Here is an 18,627-nt window from a genome sequence, read left to right on the forward strand (position 1 = left end):
TTTATTTTATTATCATTTACTTAACTTCTTATTCTCTCTATAATCTCTCTGGTAAAAGCAGATGTGGAAAGAGACTTGCCTCCAGGCATGAAACGGGCCAAATCTGCCGTAGCACGGGCATCACCAAAACTATGTTCAAGCGCCATCGTTATACGGTCGGCAGCCTCTTGCCAACCCATATATTCGAGCATCATTACCGCAGAGAGTATCAACGAACAAGGATTCACGATATCTTGTCCGGCTATGTTAGGAGCAGTGCCATGAGTAGCTTCAAAAATAGCATGCCCACTGACATAATTGATATTAGCTCCCGGAGCGATGCCGATACCGCCTACCATGGCAGCCAACTGATCGGAAATATAATCACCATTCAAATTCAATGTGGCAACCACCGAATATTCTTCAGGCATCAACAACGTGTTTTGCAAAAAGGCATCGGCAATGCAATCCTTGACAACCAACCGCCCCTCCGCCAACGCATCACCAAATTCCCGCTGTGCCAATTCATATCCCCACTTTTTGAAACCTCCTTCGGTGAATTTCATTATATTCCCCTTGTGTACCAATGTGACGGAAGGCAAATGATGATCGAGTGCATATTGACAGGCAGCACGGACTAAACGCTCCGTTCCTTCCTTAGACACAGGTTTCACTCCAAAAGAGGAGGTTTCGGGAAAGCGGACTTTCGTCACTCCCATCTCATCCCGCAGAAAACGATAGAGTTTCTCTGCTTCCGGAGTACCTGCCTCCCACTCGATACCGGCATATATATCCTCGGTATTCTCACGGAAAATGGTCATATTGACTGTTTCCGGAGCCTGCAAAGGAGAATGTACTCCCACAAACCAGCGCACCGGACGCAGGCATACATATAAATCAAGTGTCTGGCGCAGAGCCACATTCAACGAACGAATCCCCCCACCCACAGGAGTGGTCAACGGCCCTTTGATACCGATAAGATATTCTTTAAAAGCATCCATTGTCTCGTCGGGCAACCACGAACCGACAGAGTGATAAGCACGTTCACCGGCAAGCACTTCAAGCCACTCTATCCTACGGCGGCCACCATAAGAACTATCAACAGCCGCATTTACAATAGCCCGCATAGCGGGAGTTATCTCTTCACCCACACCGTCACCGGTAATAAAAGGAACGGTCGGAATATCCGGTACAGACAAAGTACCGTCAAGTTGTTTAGTAATTTTGTTCATAATCGATAATGTGGCAATTTGCCAATATGTTCATGTACCCATTGGCTGCACACGTATTTTTTTTAATAACACAATGACAAATTATTATTGAGGGCAGATCCTGCACGGAACCATGCTATTTGCTGCTCATTATAGGTATGCTGTACGGCAAAACTCTCTTTGGTTCCATCTTCGTGATGAACCACCACCTCAAGGTCGCGTCCCGGAGCAAAGTTTTGCAAACCAGTTACAGAAAGCAGGTCATGTTCTTGTATGCGATCATAATCATCCTTATCCTTAAAAGTAACAGCCAACATACCCTGCTTCTTCAGATTGGTTTCATGAATACGGGCAAAACTCTTGGCAAGAATTACTTTTACATTCAGGAAACGAGGTTCCATAGCCGCATGTTCACGACTGGAGCCCTCACCATAATTTTCTTCGGCAACAACCATCGAAGCAATTCCTTCTGCCTTATACATCTTAGCCGTACCGGAAACAGGCCCATAAGTATTTGTCAAGCGATTCCACACACTATTTGTCTCACCGTTAAAAGCATTGACCGCTCCCATCAGCATGTTATCGGAAATATTCTCTAAATGCCCGCGAAAACGCAACCACGGACCTGCCATCGAAATATGATCAGTAGTACACTTCCCTTGTGTCTTGATCAGCAAAGGCATATTCAATAAGTCGTTTCCATCCCATGCCGGGAAAGGAGCCAACAATTGCAAACGCTTCGACTGCGGATCGACCCTGATTTCAACTTCTGTTCCAACAGGGGCCAAGTAGCCACTGGCAGCCGAAGTGAAACCATACATAGGTAATTCATCTCCCACCGGTTCACTGAATTTCACTTTCTTCCCCTCATGCGTAAGCAAACGGTCTTTTAAGGGATTGAAACAAAGATCACCGGCAATGGTGAGTGCCATTACTATTTCGGGGGAAGCCACAAAAGCAAATGTATTCGGATTACCATCCGCCCGTTTGGCAAAATTGCGGTTGAAAGAGGTCACAATCGAGTTTTTACGGGTAGGATCGTCTGTATGGCGTTTCCACTGCCCGATGCAAGGCCCACAAGCATTTGCCATGATCGTTGCCCCTATTTGGCGGAAAAGAGTAATCATTCCATCCCGTTCGGCAGTAGCCCTGATTTGTTCACTTCCGGGATTAACAATAAGCGGCGCAGCAATGGCCACGTCCTTCTCCAATGCCTCACGGGCAATAGAAGCAGCACGACTGAGATCCTGATAGGATGAATTGGTACACGACCCGATAAGCCCTACTTCCATTTTACGGGGATAACCGTTCAGCAGTACTTTTTCTGCAAATTCAGAAATGGGAGTAGCCGCATCAGGAGTGAACGGCCCATTGATATAAGGTTCCAGTTCTGAAAGATTTATTTCAATAATACGGTCATAAAATTTCTCGGGCAGCGCCATCACTTCATCGTCAGCACGAAGATCGGCAGTTACGGACTCCGCCAACAAGGCAACTTCTTCACGACCGGTAGCACGCAGATAAACGCCCATACGTTCATCATAGGGAAAAAGCGAAGTAGTAGCCCCTACTTCGGCACCCATATTACAAATCGTAGCTTTTCCGGTTGCTGAAATAGATTCCGTACCGGAACCGAAATATTCAATAATGGCGTTAGTGCCACCCTTCACAGTCAAGATACCGGCCAATTTAAGAATAACATCTTTGGGAGTTGTCCAACCGTTAAGTTCCCCGGTCAACCGGACACCAATCAATTTGGGCATCTTCAATTCCCATTCCATACCCGTCATCACATCTACCGCATCGGCACCTCCTACCCCAATAGCAACCATTCCCAAACCACCGGCATTCGGTGTATGAGAATCTGTTCCTACCATCATTCCTCCGGGAAATGCATAATTTTCTAATACGACCTGATGGATAATTCCCGCTCCCGGTTTCCAAAAGCCGATTCCATAACGGGAAGAAACATCGCGCAGGAAATCGTATACCTCCTCGTTCGTCTTAGTAGCAGTGGCTATGTCTTCGCTCGCTCCCTTATAAGCCTGTATCAAGTGGTCGCAATGCACTGTTGAGGGAACAGCAACGCGTTCCTTACCGGCATTCATAAACTGCAATAGAGCCATCTGTGCAGTAGCATCCTGCATAGCTACCCGATCCGGACGAAAATTCACATAATCTTCCCCACGTTTATAATCCCTCAAACGGGCTTCCTCAAAAAGATGAGTATACAAGATTTTTTCTGCTAACGTAAGCGGACGTTTCAGCACACTCCTTACACGTTCCATTTTCCCTTTATAGGCTGAATAGAAGCTTCTTATCATGTCTATATCATACACCATATGCATTTATATTTTAAAACTGTATATGTATTATTAACGAACAAGCGCGCAATAATGTTTAACGAACAATGTTTAATATTCAAACATTAGCCACAGATGAATAATAACAAAATTGATCCCGGTTCTCCCCTTCTCGCCCTTCAACAGCAACAGATTTTGCTACGTATGGAATATGAATATGAGAAAGAGGAATTCCAACGACAGACGGAAACAATGGGTATTGCCCGAAAAGTAAAGCGCGGACTCTGCTGGTATCCGGTACAAACAGGTCGAAATTATTACAACTCCTTGAACCAACTCGTCATAGAAATTATCCGAACGGAAGATAAGGATATTGAACACGCTTTTGAATTTGGCCGTCCGGTCTGCTTTTTCCAACAGGACTACAACGGGAAAATTAAATATATGAACTTCACCGCTACTGTAAGTTTTGCCGACGAAGAACGAATGGTAGTGGTTTTGCCCGGCACGAGTGCTCTGCTCGATGTACAAAATGCCGATTATTTAGGAGTACAGTTATATTTTGACGAGACTTCTTACCGCGCTATGTTCAATGCACTTGAAGATGTTCTTCGCGCCAAAGGCAACCGGCTTGCCGAATTACGTGACACATTGCTCGGAACTCTTCCCATCCGTCGGAGAGAACTTTATCCGGTCCGGTTTCCCTGGTTGAATTCTACACAAGAAGAAGCTGTCAATAAAGTACTTTGCGCCAAAGATGTAGCGATTGTACATGGTCCTCCGGGAACCGGAAAAACCACTACTCTCGTAGAAGCCATTTATGAAACCCTACATCGAGAAAATCAAGTACTCGTCTGTGCACAAAGCAATACAGCCGTCGATTGGATTGCCGAAAAGTTGGTGGATCGCGGTGTCCCTGTGCTCCGTATCGGAAATCCGACACGCGTGAATGATAAAATGCTTTCGTTCACGTATGAACGACGCTTTGAAAACCATCCGGCCTATACAGAACTATGGAGCGTGCGTAAATCCATTCGCGAGATAAGCGGACATATCCGCAAGGGAAATTATAGTGAGAGGGAAAGCATGCGCAATCGCATCAGCCGTCTGCGCGACCGCGCCACGGAACTGGAAATACTTATTAATGAAGATTTGTTCTCTTCCGCACGAGTCATCGCCTCCACACTTGTCAGTAGCAATCACCGCATTCTCGAAGGCCGCCGTTTCAGTACTCTTTTCATCGACGAAGCAGCACAGGCATTGGAAGCCGCCTGCTGGATTGCCATCCGTAAAGCCGACCGCGTTATTTTTGCCGGTGATCACTGCCAACTCCCTCCTACCATCAAATGCATCGAAGCTGCCCGTGGAGGATTAGATCAGACTTTAATGGAAAAGGTCGTAACAAACAAACCTGTTTCCGTTTCCCTTCTCAAAGTACAATATCGCATGAACGAAGCCATTATGCGCTTTCCTTCCGAATGGTTTTATAACAACCAGTTAGAATCTGCTCCCGAAGTACGCCATCGTGGCATCCTCGATTACGATACCCCTATGGTTTGGATCGATACCTCGGAATTGGAATTTCATGAAGAATTTGTAGGCGAAAGTTTCGGACGAATCAACAAACCCGAAGCAGACCTTTTAATACAGGAACTCAAAAATTACATTCAGAGAATAGGTGAAAATCGTGTATTCGACGAGCGAATCGACTTCGGGCTTATTTCTCCATATAAAGCCCAAGTGCAATATCTAAGAAACAAAATAAAAAGCAGCAGCTTTTTCCGCCCCTTTCGTGAATTAATTACTATAAACACCGTAGACGGCTTTCAAGGACAAGAAAGAGATGTCATCTTTATCAGCCTTGTACGAGCCAATGAAAATGGTCAGATAGGCTTTCTGAATGACTTACGAAGAATGAATGTCGCCATCACCCGTGCACGCATGAAATTAGTCATATTGGGAGAAGCCCAAACCCTGACCCGGCACGCCTTTTATAAAAAGCTGATGGAATACGTAGAAAAAATGATAAGTGATGAATAATGAGCGATTAGCGATAAGTGATTAGTGCCATGCGGATTATAGCGCAGCCATTAATCACTTATCACTTATCATTATTTTAATTGTTTTCCGGACGAAGTTTGCGAACCGTCACAGCAGTCTGCCACATTTCGCTCTCACGTAACTGACGAAGTTCTTCATTCAGTTTTTCACGATAATCCGGTTGAGAATTGCTGTCAATAGAGATTTGTGCTTCGTTACCGGTTTTTACACTCTCATATAATTGCTGCATCACCGGTTTGATGGCATCATGGAACGGGCCCATCCAGTCGAGCGCACCACGCTGAGCAGTAGTGGAACAGTTAGCATACATCCAGTCCATACCATTCTTTGCAAACAAAGGCATCAGAGACTGAGTCAACTCTTCTACTGTTTCATTGAATGCTTCAGAAGGTGTATGACCGTTCTCACGTAATGTTTCATATTGCGCCAGCAACAAACCTTGAATAGCACCCATCAATGAACCACGTTCTCCGGTCAAGTCAGAATAAACTTCACGTTTGAATGTCGTTTCGAACAGATAGCCCGAACCTACGCCAATACCCAAAGCGATCACACGATCATAAGCACGGCCGGTAGCGTCTTGGAAGATAGCGTAAGATGAATTCAATCCACGGCCTTCGAGGAACATAGTACGCAATGAAGTACCCGATCCCTTCGGAGCAACAAGGATTACATCCACATCAGCAGGAGGAATGATACCGGTACGTTCTTTATAAGTAATGCCGAAACCATGAGAGAAATAAAGAGCTTTGCCCGGAGTAAGATTCTTCTTCACGGTAGGCCATACCTCGATCTGAGCCGCATCCGAAAGCAGATATTGGATAATGGTTCCACGCTGGCATGCTTCGTCTATATCAAACAAAGTTTCGCCCGGCACCCAACCGTCAGCTACCGCTTTCTCCCAAGTCTTACCACCTTTACGCTGTCCGACAATCACGTTGAAACCATTATCACGCAGATTCAGTGACTGACCGGGGCCCTGTACACCATAACCGATTACGGCAATTGTTTCATCTTTTAATACTTCACGAGCTTTTTCCAACGGAAATTCTTCGCGGGTTACTACATTTTCCATAACACCGCCAAAATTCATTTGTGCCATTTTTGTTTTTAATTTTTAAATGGTGGCATAGCCACCTGTTTATTATACAATCTAATTTTATCTTATTCAAATAATACCTTCGAACGGCAAACCACCTCTTCGCCGTTCTTTTTTACCTCTATGTGATATTCATTCTCCGAAACCTCTTCCTGAAAGAAAGATAATTGATCGCCATAGTAACTCTCGGCCACATAAGCCATTTCAAACCGGCGAATATGCTTTGTTTTATAAAGTTCTATAGGAAACAAATCCAGAATATGCTCAATATAACGGATACTGTTTACATGTCCGTTTATATCGATATCGCTATATTTGGCAGTAATCGTCGCCACAGGTTCTTTTGTAGTCACTTTAATACGCGACGGCTTTTCAATCGGACAAGGTTCGTCACAGACATAATCAACGATACTCCCTCCGTGCAATGTCAGCAAATCGGCCGGTTTACGGGTATTCAAATTAATCATTGCCCATACGGAACGGGCATATCCTATCTTTTTCCCATCTTTATTGATCACTGCAAAGTTACGATCCGTAAAAAGACGGTACACATTCTCCACCCATGTCTGAACGCTGAATTCCTCATACTGGTAAGGCATTTCATCCAACTCGATAGCCAGACGCGAAAGTACCCAAGTATAATTATCCTCATTCAGGGTTGCAATCCCAAAACCACGGTCACTGGCATGAAAGCCCGCACAGTTCAACAGATGATTACCCAATACTCCCATCGTCAGACGTCCGTTAAAATCTACATGAAACGGTTCTGCAACAAATCTGTAAGTTCCTATTTTATTATTTTCACTCATCTTCCTGTTGTTTCTTACTTTGATTATAACGCGTTTCCCGGTCGGCAAGGAATTCATTCACCCGTTCAAAACAACTGGTAGTAATGGCCACACGTCCCGAACGAACAAATTGTAAAACACAATTCAGTCGGCGCAGTTCACTGTAAAGAGCTGTAATTTCTTCACTCATCCCATTCTTTTCGACAATAGCAAACACCGGGTTTACCTCGACGATACGTGCATTGTACCTGCGTATAATCCGAGAAGCCTCCGGATTGGCCTGAAACTCCGGACTGGATACTTTATATAGGGCAATTTCATGGAAATAAATCTCATCGTCCGTGAAATAATGCGCTTGCAACACATCGATCTTTTTCTCGATCTGCTTCACCACCTTTTCAATCGTATCCTTATCCGTCCATGCCGTAATCGTATATTTATGTACTCCCTTAATAGAAGATGCCGACACGTTCAAGCTCTCTATATTAATCTGCCTGCGAGTAAATACAGCCGTTATCTGATTCAGCAATCCTGCTATATTCTCCGAATGTACAATCAGTGTATATAATGTCTTATCACTCATAACTTTCCATTTTTTTATTCACCTTCTCCTCTCTCGAATCTCCCTCAGCATTCCAGCAACATCTGATTCACCGAGCCGCCCGGAGGTGTCATTGGCAACACATTTCCCTCTTCAATCACACAAGCCTCCAACAGATAAGGACCCTCCGTCTTAATCATCTCCGCAATGGCTTCCGACAGTTCTTCACGGGACATCACACGCCGGGACGGAATATCATAAGCAGAAGCAATCTTCATATAATCCGGATTCATCATCGGAGTGAAAGAGTATTTGCGATTGAAAAACATCGCCTGCCATTGGCGTACATTCCCCAAAAAGTTATTATTCAGCACAATAATCTTCACGGGAGCTTTCTGTTCCATAATAGTACCCAATTCCTGGATATTCATCTGAAGTCCGCCATCACCCATAAAAACACAGACAGTGCGATCGGGACGCCCGAAAGTCGCACCGATAGCGGCAGGCAGTCCGAACCCCATCGTTCCCAAACCACCGGAAGTGATGATACTGCGCTCTTTACTATATTTAAAATAGCGGGCAGACATCATCTGATTCTGACCGACGTCCGTCACTAAAATAGCTTTATTATGAGTAGCTTCACTCACCGCGCGTACTACTTCGCCCATAGTGAGTGTATCGGACATCGGATGCAGTTCCGGACGAATCACCTTCTCCTCTTCCATCCGTTCATAATCCGTAAAGCTTTCCAGCCATTCGGTATGTGTATTGGCTTGCAGTAGCTCTGTCACGGCAACCAAGGTCTCTTTGCAATCACCCAGCACGGCTATGTCTGCATGCACATTCTTATTCACTTCCGCCGGATCGATATCAAAATGAATGACCTTTGCCTGCTTGGCATAGGTAGCCAGATTTCCCGTTACCCGGTCATCAAAACGCATACCCACCGCAATAAGAACATCACATTTATTCGTATTAATATTCGGTCCTAAGTTGCCATGCATCCCCAACATACCCTTATTCAAAGGATGATCCGTTGGCAATGCCGACAATCCTAACAAAGTACATCCGGCAGGTATTCCCGCCTTCTCGATGAAATTGCGCAATTCTTGTTGGGCATTTCCCAATTCTACCCCCTGGCCTACCAGTACCAACGGACGTTCCGCATTATTTATCAACCCGGCAGCAATTCTCACTGCCTCCGGGTCTGTATCGGGCACAGGAACATAGCTACGGATATAATCTAACTTCGTCGGAACATATCCGGCTTTCTCTACTTGTGCATTCTTAGCAAAATCGAGCACTACCGGACCGGGACGCCCGCTTTTTGCGATATAAAATGCGCGGGCTACCGCCCAAGGTACATCTTCCGCACGCCGGATCTGATAACTCCACTTCGTAATAGGCTGGGTAATACCGACAAGATCGACTTCCTGAAAAGCATCCGTTCCCAAAAATGCAGTACCTACCTGTCCTGCTATCACTACAATAGGAGTGCTGTCGATCATCGCATCGGCAATACCTGTTATCGTATTGGTAGCTCCGGGACCACTCGTAACGAGGCAGACTCCCACTTCACCCGATGAGCGTGCAAAACCTTGTGCCGCATGAGCTGCACCCTGTTCGTGCCGAACCAATATATGATTCAACGTATCCCGATGATCATACAGAGCATCGAATACCGGCATGATAGAACCTCCCGGATACCCAAAAATGGTCTCTACTCCCTGATATTCAAGAGAACGCATCAATGCTTCTGCGCCCGAAATTAAGTCTTTCATAATCCATAAATCAAATTCATAATTCTAAATCATTCTCACCGCTCCCTTATCAGCAGAGCTCACCATGCTGGCATAAGCTTTCAGGCTCTTCGGAACAAACCGTTCCCGAGTTACCGGAGCCATCGGACGCGCAGCCAGTTCTTCATCAGTCAGTTTCACATTGATAGTACGCTCAGGAATGTTTATTTCAATCCAGTCTCCGTCTTGTATCTTACCGATATTCCCACCGGCCGCAGCCTCCGGAGAAATGTGTCCAATACTCAATCCCGACGTTCCGCCACTAAAACGGCCATCAGTAATCAACGCACACTCTTTTCCTAAATGTCTGGACTTAATATAAGAGGTGGGATACAACATTTCCTGCATTCCCGGACCACCCTTGGGCCCCTCATTCGTAATGACGACCACATCGCCACTGACCACTTTTCCACCTAAAATACCTTCACAAGCAGCTTCTTGCGAATCGAAAACTTTGGCCGGACCGGTAAATTTCCAGATACTCTCGTCTACACCGGCTGTCTTCACAACACAACCGTCTTGAGCTATATTTCCTTTCAAGACAGCCAATCCGCCGTCTTTGCTATAAGCGTGTTCCAAATCACGGATACATCCGCCGGCACGGTCCGTGTCGAGCTCCTTATAATAAACATCCTGAGAGCCCAATACGAGATTGAATTTTCCGGCTGCCGCACTTGCATATTTTTTCAACGCTTTCTCACAAACATTCGGACTGGTAATGCAGAACTTATCGATCGCCCCGGCCAATGTCATACCATCCACCCGACGGACAGTCGTATCTACGAGCCCTCCTTTTGCCAACTCGTTCATAATGGCTATAATACCTCCTGCACGGTTCACGTCCTGAATGTGATATTTCTGCGTATTAGGAGCCACTTTACACAGACAAGGACTTTTACGGGACAACATATCGATATCATCCATCTTAAAATCGACTTCCGCCTCATGGGCAATGGCCAACAGATGAAGAACCGTATTCGTAGATCCTCCCATAGCGATATCGAGCGTCATGGCATTCAAGAAAGCCTCACGGGTAGCGATGCTCCGGGGCAATACACTCTCGTCTCCTTCTTCATAATATTTAAAAGCATTCTCCACAATCAGTTTAGCAGCGTCCTTGAAGAGTTCGGTACGGTTCTCATGAGTAGCTACAATCGTTCCGTTGCCGGGAAGTGCCAACCCGATGGCTTCATTCAGACAGTTCATCGAGTTTGCCGTAAACATACCCGAACAACAACCACAAGTAGGACAAGCATTTCTTTCTATATCAGCCACATCGCTATCACTTACACTGTCATCGGCCGATTTGATCATAGCATCGATTAAATCAAGATGCTGACCGTTCCATTCACCGGCCTCCATCGGCCCCCCCGATACAAATACGGTAGGGATGTTCAATCGCATGGCAGCCATCAGCATTCCCGGAGTAATTTTATCACAATTGCTGATACACACCATTGCATCCGCCTTGTGGGCATTCACCATATACTCTACGCTATCTGCTATAATATCACGGGAAGGAAGCGAATAGAGCATACCGTCATGGCCCATGGCAATACCGTCATCAATAGCAATCGTATTGAATTCCGCAGCAAAACAGCCTAATTTTTCAATCTCCGCTTTCACCAATTGTCCTATTTTATGTAAATGTACATGTCCGGGCACAAACTGCGTAAACGAATTCACGATAGCGATAATGGGCTTCCCCATCTGTTCTTTTTTCATACCGTTGGCCCCCCATAAAGCACGGGCACCTGCCATGCGGCGGCCTTGCGTACTGAATGAACTGCGTAATTGCTTTTTCATTTCCTGATTTCTTTTTAATTAAAGAGCCTTCCCCACGATAGTGAGAAAGGCTCTAATTATTTCATTTTATGGTACGAATACATACACAACCTTTCTCACGCTCTTGATGTGACCACCACGACGCGAATAATATGCAGGACTGCCAGGTTAATAGATGTATGAGTATTCATATCTTAATTTCTTCTGTTAATTGTGCTGCAAAGGTAAGGGCTTTTTTATTATATCCAAACAAATTGAAGAAAAAAATCACCTAAAATTGAACAATCGTAAGAAAAGAGGGGTTTTATATCTAATTTTATCACTTTATAGTTCTAAAGGGAACCATTTTTCAAGTGCAACCGGATTGTGATAAAAGCGCTTAATAATCTGAAATTTACATAGTGTATTCTGACTGCCTAATAAATTATTCGTATCTTTGCAGCTACGCGGATATCCGCAATTACTAACTATATACAAAAATAAATGGAAACAGCAGAAAACAAGTACATCACCGTAGCGTATAAACTGTACACTACAGAAGATGGAGAAAAAGATTTAGTAGAAGAAGCCAAAGCAGAGCATCCATTCCAATTCATTTCCGGCTTGGGTACTACACTCGAAGCTTTTGAAAGCCAGATAGCCCCACTTAATAAAGGAGATAAATTCGAGTTCACCATTTCATCTCAGGATGCTTATGGCGAGTACAACGAAGAACATGTACTGGATTTACCCAAACATATTTTCGAAATCGACGGCAAATTCGATAACGAACGTATCTTTGCAGGTAATGTAGTACCTTTAATGGATTCCGAGGGCCGTCGCATGAACGGAACAGTAGTGGAAGTGAAACCCGATGTAGTAGTAGTTGACATGAACCACCCGTTGGCAGGTGCTGATCTGACTTTTGTCGGTGAAGTAATTGAAAGCCGTCCGGCCACCAACGAAGAAATACAGGAAATCGTAAACATGATGGGCGGCGGCGGTTGCAGCTGCGGTTGTGGTGATTGTGGCAGCGACTGCGGTGACCATGAATGCGGCGAAGGCTGCGGATGCCATTAATAGTTGAAAGTTGAAAGTTGAAAATTGAAAGTTACTATGCAGCATGATAGCGCAGCTAACTTTCAACTTTCAATTTTCAACTAAAACAAGCTTTTGGCTAACAGCGTTTGTGAGTCATAATATCCAATACCACCCTGTCCGTCTCATTCATACTTTGCGAACCGATACGGGTCAAGTTACGGATACTTTGATCGACATCCTCATCGATAATCCCTTCCACAGATGTCACACATCGATTTTCCATGGCCATTACGGCTGAAAGAACTGCGGTAGAAACACCGGTCGTTACTTTCAATGAACAACTGGGCTTTGCACCGTCACAAATCATTCCCGTCAAATTGGCGATCATATTTTGTACTGCATAAGCAACTTGTTCATAGTTTCCTCCCATCAGCCACGTAATGCCACAGCTCGAACCGGTAGCTGCTACTACACAACCACAGAGCGCGGATAAACGCCCCAGACTCTGTTTTATGTAAATCACCGTGAGATGGCTTAACATTAAGGCGCGGATAAGTTCCTCTTCCGATTTGCCATTCTCTTCTGCAAAAATCAGAACAGGTAAAGTTGCTGATATTCCCTGGTTACCACTACCCGAATTGCTCATTACCGGAATCATAGCTCCTGCCATACGGGCATCACAAGCTGCCGAAGTATAAGAAAGAATATGAGAAAAGACACTGTCGCCCATTATCTGATGCTCATACCGTCCACGAAGTACCTTTCCCAAAGCATGCCCGTAATCTCCCTGAAAAGAGCTCTCGGCAGCAGCTTTGTTCAACCGGGCTGTCTCAAGAATAAAACGGATCTCCTCCAACGGGGCGGTTAAAGCAAAATCATAAACTTTCTTTAAGTTCAGGTCCAAGTTCTGCTCGTCCTGTTCTTCTGTTCCGACAGGTTGTTTACTAAACAATATTTCTTCACCGCGTGCTATATATATAAAGGTGGTATGCCCACCGGCAATAATTGCCGTAGCTACTTTCCCTTCTGCTTCGCAAAGCACTTCAATATAAAGTTTTTCCGCAATACCTTCTTTCAACGAAATACAGACACGCTTCTCATTTATATACTGTTTTCCCAACTTTACAGCCTCCGGTGTACTATCCTTTAATACTTCAAGCTGATACTCCGACTTTCCGATAATAGCCCCCAAGGCCACAGCGATAGGCAAACCGATCATCCCCGTTCCAGGAATACCTACCCCCATTGCATTTTTCAAAATGTTGGCACTCAAAAACACTTTTATATTCTCCGGCTTCGTTCCCAGTGTTTCTACAGCTTTTGCCACACACAACGCTACCGCAATAGGTTCTGTACAGCCAATAGCCGGAATCACCTCACGCCTCACCAAATCGATTATCTGTTTCCTTTCCGATTCAATCATGACTTTGCTATATTAATTGCTACAAATGTAATGAATATACTCTTTATATACACCAAAGTTTCAGATTTTATAAGCAGAATATGATTAAAACCACTCAACAATTTTGCCAGTTTTTCAATACAAAATATTCCATTATAAATCTCAAATTTATTCAATATTCCATAGATAATTTAACATTTAGAATATAAAAAGCTACTTCAATTATTTCATTAATAAAAACTCAATAAACTCTAATTAGTTCAGAAATACCGAGAAAAATAAAGAATTGATGAAAGTAGAATCATTCGATCAGAATCATATTACTTTAGGATTGGAACACTAAATTTTAAAAATAGACCTATTATATTGATTTTCAGTCTCCACTTTTAAAGAAATAGTATAAAAAGAACATAAAAAGACAAACCAAGATTTGATAAGTAGAATTTTAAACTTAACTTTGCACCACAGTTTTTTACGAATATTCCATCTTAATAAATTCATAACCAATAAAATATAATGAAATTAAAAACAATAATAACGAGTATATGCATTAGTTTATGCCTCGGTTCTTGTATCCAAGACGAAGCACCCAATGCAGAAGCAGATATTATATCATGTGTACTGCCCGATCCCAGCATTTTAAAATCAGATCCTACCATAACAAATAACAGTGTTATACTTATGGCTTATTCAAATATAAAAGATGGTATCAAACAGATAGCGCCTTCTTTCTCTTTAACTGAAGGAGCCACTATTTATCCACCGAATGGTACGGTACGAGACTTCTCTGAACCTCAAACTTACATTGTCACCTCTCAAGACGGACTATGGCAAAAGGAGTATAAAGTATTTGTGGATACCACTAATGTAAAACCTCAATTCAGTTTTGAGCATTGGAGAATCAAAGAAGGAACCAATGGTAAAAAATGGTATGAATTTTATGAAATAACCGATGCCGGACAGGAACAACCAATATGGGCAACAGCAAATCCCGTATACGCAATTATAGGAAGCGATGACCCTTTTACACATCCCACCGTTTCATACGATAAAGGTTATATAGGAAAAGGTGTGAAACTCGAAACTAAGACTACTGGTGCTTTTGGAGTAATGGTAGGTATGCCTATTGCCGCCGGAAATCTTTTCATAGGTTCATTCGATACACAAATAGCTATACCTAAGCCTCTGGAAGCAACTCAATTCGGTATGCCAATGGCTTTCAATCGTAAACCGATAGCATTTTCTGTATGGTATCAGTATACACCGGGAAAAGAGTTCACAGATAAAGATCAAAATGTCATTGAAAACAAAACCGATGTTTTTGATTTATATGCCATACTTTATGAGTCAGCAGATGGTAAAAAGCTGGACGGCTCTATCAATTTCAATGAAGATTGTATTATAGGTATTGCGCGAGTAAATGCTCCTGAGCCAAGTAAAGAATATAAAAATTTATATATTCCTTTTGTCTATCGCAAAGACCCTGATCATGAAAAGTTATCAAAAGGGGAATATTATATGGCAGTAGTATTTTCATCGAGCCGGAACGGAGCTTACTTTGAAGGTGCCGTAGGTAGTACACTGATCATAGATGAAGCTAAATTAATACTTGAAGGTGATAACGAATAATACAAATATAAAATGAATAAAAAGATAATTTCCTTGTTACTTCTGCTTAGTATCGGTTGCTATACAACAATAGTACAAGCACAAGAGGAAAGAAACCAGAGTATATTAAAATCGTTGACTAAAGGATTAGAATATCGATTAAAAGCCGGATTTAACATTGGAGGCACTTCTCCCCTGCCCCTACCGGCAGAAATCAGAAAAATTAACAGTTATAATCCTACAACTGCCTTTTCTATTGAAGGAGACGTCGTAAAGACATTTAATAATAAATGGGGAATAAGTACCGGAATACGTTTAGAAACAAAAGGTATGAAAACCGATGCTACCGTAAAAAACTATCATATGAAAATGATAGCCAGTGACGGAGGGGAAATGGAAGGACAATGGACTGGTGGAGTAACTACTACCGTAAAGCAATCTTTACTGACAATTCCAGTTCTGGCTATTTATAAAGTCAGTAAACGATGGGAATTAGAGTTAGGTCCTTGGTTTTCTTATCTTACTTCCGGAGAATTCTTCGGAACTGCTTATGACGGCTATATCAGAGATGTAGATCCTACAGGTGAGAAAGTTAATGTTCTATCCGCTACCTATGATTTCAATAATGACCTACGTTCTTTCCAGTGGGGACTACAATTAGGAGCCCAATGGAGAGCATTTTCGCATTTGAACGTAACTGGGAATGTGACATGGGGAATGATGTCTATTTTTAAAAAAGATTTCGATACTATCACATTTGATATGTATCCGATATATGCGAACTTAGGATTCGCCTATGTGTTCTAAACATAAACGTTTAAAAAGAATTATTATGAAACAAAAATTACTTAAAGTAATGATTGCTTTTATTGCAATCGTAATGCCTAATCTTAGTTATGCACAAAGCCAGGAAGCTGCTGGTACGTACAATGGTACATTGGGGGTAAAAGTAGGAGGAATGCCCGCAGGGGACAGTACGGAAGACATTTATATCATAGCAGAAGATGATAATCATATCAGATTAGAAATCAGAAATTTTAAGTTTTCTGTCGGGGGTTCAACCATAGAACTCGGAGATATCATAATCCCAAGTGTAGAATTACAGAAAGACGGAAATACAATCGTCCTTCTTCCCAAAGAAGATGTTAAAGTCAATTTACCGGACCCTATCGGTGAAGTTAGTGTAGATCTAAACAGATCCACAATAGTAGATAAAGAGATATCATTGATTCTTGTTGTAGAGACGACATACCCCGCACGATTAATAGTCGACGTTACATTTGAAGGAACCCAAACAAGTGGAAGCGGAATACAAAGCACTACTACAGAAAAACCAGTTGTGTATTACAATGCTGAAATAGATGCGCTTATCGTAGAAGGAGCAGAAAATCAAAAATATAACATTTATAACATAACCGGTGTACAAACTCTATCAGGTATCTTAAATACCAAAGAGATCAATGTAACAGCTTTACAAAGAGGTATATATCTGATCAAAATAGGAGATAACACGGTGAAATTCATAAAAAAATAAATTTCACAATCATTCCCAAATCAAGCTCCATCACAGATTATAATTACAATCTGTAGATGGAGTTTGACTTTTATAATCATCCACAATTAAGAATAGATATGTCATACAAAAGCACTCTCTTCAAGGCCCTTTTCTTTACTTTGGCCATCCTTCCTATTATTCTATCCGCCCAGTCAATATCGCTCCCACAGCTTTCTGAAAAAGCTTTTGTTTCTGTTATTACCTGTTCGGCTACTCCGGATTACGAAGGAGGTTTTGGACATAGTGCACTACGCATTCAAGATGCCACTTTAAATATAGATGTAATCTTTAATTTCGGATCATATTCAGATAAACAGTCTTTCTTCGCGTACAAAATCCTCCAAGGAACAGTTATATCATATCTGGATGGAGAACCTTTTAAGAAATTCGCCGATCGATATAAAAACGATGGAAGAGGCATTAATGAATACTATTTAAATATCAGCAAAGAACAAAAACAAAGCCTATGGGAAGAATTAAACCGAATCCTCATTAGTGGAGATCGCTTTTACAAATTCAAAGTTCCAACAAACAATTGTAGCACACAGTTAAGAGACGTGTTATTCAAACAATGTAAATGGGATAAGGATGCTTTTCAAGTGAATAACATCAATCAGACTTATCGAGACATCGAGCAATCAGATCCATTACAAAATAGCTGGTTACATCTATTATTTAACGTTGTGATCGGTCCTAAAGCAGACGATCCAATAAGTTTATACCAAGCAGCCTTCAATCCTGGCGGTCTAATAGAGCTCTTGAAAGAAGTACGTCAGAATAATGAACCAATACTCATGGCTTCGCACAAGATTTGTTCCCCTACCGTATTCAAACAAGCACCCAATACTGCCATTACACAAAGTTTTTTTTCTCTACTGCTATTGATTGCATGCATCCTCTCTTATTTACAATTAAAAAAAGGAAAACAATATATATGGTTTGACAGATTGTTATTTTTTCTCAGTGGAATATTCGGATGTCTCTTGATCAGCCTCATCATTACTTCAGAAATAGAATTAGTAAACAGTAATTGCAACATTTTATGGGCATTACCTACTAATTTAATGTTGGCATTCGTCTTCAAAAGAAACAGTACTGCCAAATGGATAAAAATATGGCTAAGCCTCACTTGCTTGTCTCTCCTTGCATTTCCCATAAGTGTTGTTATTAGTGGTCAAATTATCCCTATCGAGATATATCTATTCGCAGCTACAATCTTTATCAGAATATTATCTGATTTAAAAACATATATTTAATATTACCAATAACTTTCATATCAGTTCTGCAGTAATGAAACTATTAGTTGCAATACGATGAAACTAATGGTTCCGTATAGTAGAAACTAATGGTTCCGTATAGTAGAAACGAATAGTTTCATCCATATGGAACGAATGGTTTCAATACATTACAACAAAAAATATCCCTCAAGTGCAAAAATGAAATGCACTTGAGGGAATTTTTCTTTTATAATATAGA

At 42.3% G+C, this 18,627-nt stretch carries 14 protein-coding genes; 6 read left to right on the plus strand and 8 right to left on the minus strand.

Annotated features, from left to right (window positions below; all coding sequences use genetic code 11):
* Positions 1-20 precede the first annotated feature (20 nt).
* Both icd and QVP90_RS05600 read right to left on the minus strand, forming a co-directional pair.
* Positions 21-1,229 (minus strand): NADP-dependent isocitrate dehydrogenase, encoded by a 1,209-nt coding sequence (gene icd, locus QVP90_RS05595; protein WP_288203971.1) that lies wholly within the window; start codon positions 1,227-1,229, stop codon positions 21-23.
* Positions 1,230-1,273: 44 nt separating this feature from the next.
* Positions 1,274-3,532 carry an aconitate hydratase gene (locus QVP90_RS05600; RefSeq protein ID WP_021935887.1) on the minus strand — a complete coding sequence of 753 codons (2,259 nt, stop codon included), beginning with the start codon at positions 3,530-3,532 and terminating at the stop codon, positions 1,274-1,276.
* A 96-nt stretch (positions 3,533-3,628) separates the two neighbouring features.
* On the opposite strand from QVP90_RS05600, the gene QVP90_RS05605 reads away from it, so the two are divergent.
* On the plus strand, positions 3,629-5,533 hold the full coding sequence (locus QVP90_RS05605) for an AAA domain-containing protein (protein ID WP_021935888.1): 1,905 nt from the start codon (positions 3,629-3,631) through the stop codon (positions 5,531-5,533).
* A 76-nt stretch (positions 5,534-5,609) separates the two neighbouring features.
* On the opposite strand, the gene ilvC is transcribed toward QVP90_RS05605, so the two are convergent.
* From ilvC to ilvD, 5 genes are all read right to left on the minus strand, one after another.
* Entirely contained in the window at positions 5,610-6,656 is a 1,047-nt protein-coding gene (ilvC, locus tag QVP90_RS05610) for a ketol-acid reductoisomerase (RefSeq protein ID WP_005933431.1), read from the minus strand.
* Positions 6,657-6,718: 62 nt separating this feature from the next.
* Entirely contained in the window at positions 6,719-7,462 is a 744-nt protein-coding gene (locus tag QVP90_RS05615; protein ID WP_005933433.1) for an acyl-[acyl-carrier-protein] thioesterase, read from the minus strand.
* Complete coding sequence (gene ilvN, locus QVP90_RS05620; protein WP_005933435.1) at positions 7,455-8,024, minus strand: acetolactate synthase small subunit; 570 nt, start codon at positions 8,022-8,024, stop codon at positions 7,455-7,457. The genes QVP90_RS05615 and ilvN overlap by 8 nt, the downstream gene beginning before the upstream one ends.
* A 44-nt stretch (positions 8,025-8,068) precedes the next feature.
* Positions 8,069-9,763, minus strand: a complete 1,695-nt coding sequence (ilvB, locus tag QVP90_RS05625) for a biosynthetic-type acetolactate synthase large subunit (RefSeq protein ID WP_021935889.1) — start codon at positions 9,761-9,763, stop codon at positions 8,069-8,071.
* A gap of 24 nt (positions 9,764-9,787) precedes the next feature.
* Positions 9,788-11,587: a dihydroxy-acid dehydratase gene (gene ilvD, locus QVP90_RS05630; RefSeq protein WP_021935890.1), complete on the minus strand. Its 1,800-nt coding sequence runs from the start codon at positions 11,585-11,587 to the stop codon at positions 9,788-9,790.
* Between the two features lie 462 nt (positions 11,588-12,049).
* Between ilvD and QVP90_RS05635 the strand changes: the two genes are divergently transcribed.
* Positions 12,050-12,625 carry an FKBP-type peptidyl-prolyl cis-trans isomerase gene (locus QVP90_RS05635; RefSeq protein WP_007482198.1) on the plus strand — a complete coding sequence of 192 codons (576 nt, stop codon included), beginning with the start codon at positions 12,050-12,052 and terminating at the stop codon, positions 12,623-12,625.
* Positions 12,626-12,722: 97 nt separating this feature from the next.
* Here the strand turns inward: QVP90_RS05635 and QVP90_RS05640 are convergent, their stop codons facing one another.
* Entirely contained in the window at positions 12,723-14,009 is a 1,287-nt protein-coding gene (locus tag QVP90_RS05640) for an L-cysteine desulfidase family protein (RefSeq protein WP_021935891.1), read from the minus strand.
* A 660-nt stretch (positions 14,010-14,669) separates the two neighbouring features.
* On the opposite strand from QVP90_RS05640, the gene QVP90_RS05645 reads away from it, so the two are divergent.
* From QVP90_RS05645 to QVP90_RS05660, 4 genes are read left to right on the plus strand one after another with little or no spacing between them, the layout of a single operon-like run.
* Positions 14,670-15,617, plus strand: coding sequence for a PCMD domain-containing protein (locus QVP90_RS05645; protein WP_264380729.1), 948 nt, complete (start codon positions 14,670-14,672; stop codon positions 15,615-15,617).
* Between the two features lie 12 nt (positions 15,618-15,629).
* Complete coding sequence (locus QVP90_RS05650; protein WP_005933452.1) at positions 15,630-16,403, plus strand: porin family protein; 774 nt, start codon at positions 15,630-15,632, stop codon at positions 16,401-16,403.
* Between the two features lie 25 nt (positions 16,404-16,428).
* Positions 16,429-17,130 carry a calycin-like domain-containing protein gene (locus QVP90_RS05655; RefSeq protein WP_021935893.1) on the plus strand — a complete coding sequence of 234 codons (702 nt, stop codon included), beginning with the start codon at positions 16,429-16,431 and terminating at the stop codon, positions 17,128-17,130.
* A 56-nt stretch (positions 17,131-17,186) separates the two neighbouring features.
* Complete coding sequence (locus QVP90_RS05660; protein ID WP_005933457.1) at positions 17,187-18,407, plus strand: lipoprotein N-acyltransferase Lnb domain-containing protein; 1,221 nt, start codon at positions 17,187-17,189, stop codon at positions 18,405-18,407.
* Positions 18,408-18,627: the final 220 nt, after the last annotated feature.

Source organism: Bacteroides sp. CAG:189 (assembly GCF_000432295.1).
In the GTDB taxonomy this organism is placed as follows: domain Bacteria; phylum Bacteroidota; class Bacteroidia; order Bacteroidales; family Bacteroidaceae; genus Bacteroides; species Bacteroides salyersiae.

Bases quoted from the DNA above. Each gene is read 5' to 3' on its own strand.
- QVP90_RS05600 (WP_021935887.1), bottom strand. From the start codon at position 3,532: ATGGTGTATGATATAGACATGATAAGAAGCTTCTATTCAGCCTATAAA.
- QVP90_RS05605 (WP_021935888.1), top strand. From the start codon at position 3,629: ATGAATAATAACAAAATTGATCCCGGTTCTCCCCTTCTCGCCCTTCAA.
- ilvC (WP_005933431.1), bottom strand. From the start codon at position 6,656: ATGGCACAAATGAATTTTGGCGGTGTTATGGAAAATGTAGTAACCCGC.
- QVP90_RS05615 (WP_005933433.1), bottom strand. From the start codon at position 7,462: ATGAGTGAAAATAATAAAATAGGAACTTACAGATTTGTTGCAGAACCG.
- ilvN (WP_005933435.1), bottom strand. From the start codon at position 8,024: ATGAGTGATAAGACATTATATACACTGATTGTACATTCGGAGAATATA.
- ilvB (WP_021935889.1), bottom strand. From the start codon at position 9,763: ATGAAAGACTTAATTTCGGGCGCAGAAGCATTGATGCGTTCTCTTGAA.
- ilvD (WP_021935890.1), bottom strand. From the start codon at position 11,587: ATGAAAAAGCAATTACGCAGTTCATTCAGTACGCAAGGCCGCCGCATG.
- QVP90_RS05635 (WP_007482198.1), top strand. From the start codon at position 12,050: ATGGAAACAGCAGAAAACAAGTACATCACCGTAGCGTATAAACTGTAC.
- QVP90_RS05640 (WP_021935891.1), bottom strand. From the start codon at position 14,009: ATGATTGAATCGGAAAGGAAACAGATAATCGATTTGGTGAGGCGTGAG.
- QVP90_RS05645 (WP_264380729.1), top strand. From the start codon at position 14,670: ATGGCTTATTCAAATATAAAAGATGGTATCAAACAGATAGCGCCTTCT.
- QVP90_RS05650 (WP_005933452.1), top strand. From the start codon at position 15,630: ATGAATAAAAAGATAATTTCCTTGTTACTTCTGCTTAGTATCGGTTGC.
- QVP90_RS05655 (WP_021935893.1), top strand. From the start codon at position 16,429: ATGAAACAAAAATTACTTAAAGTAATGATTGCTTTTATTGCAATCGTA.
- QVP90_RS05660 (WP_005933457.1), top strand. From the start codon at position 17,187: ATGGAGTTTGACTTTTATAATCATCCACAATTAAGAATAGATATGTCA.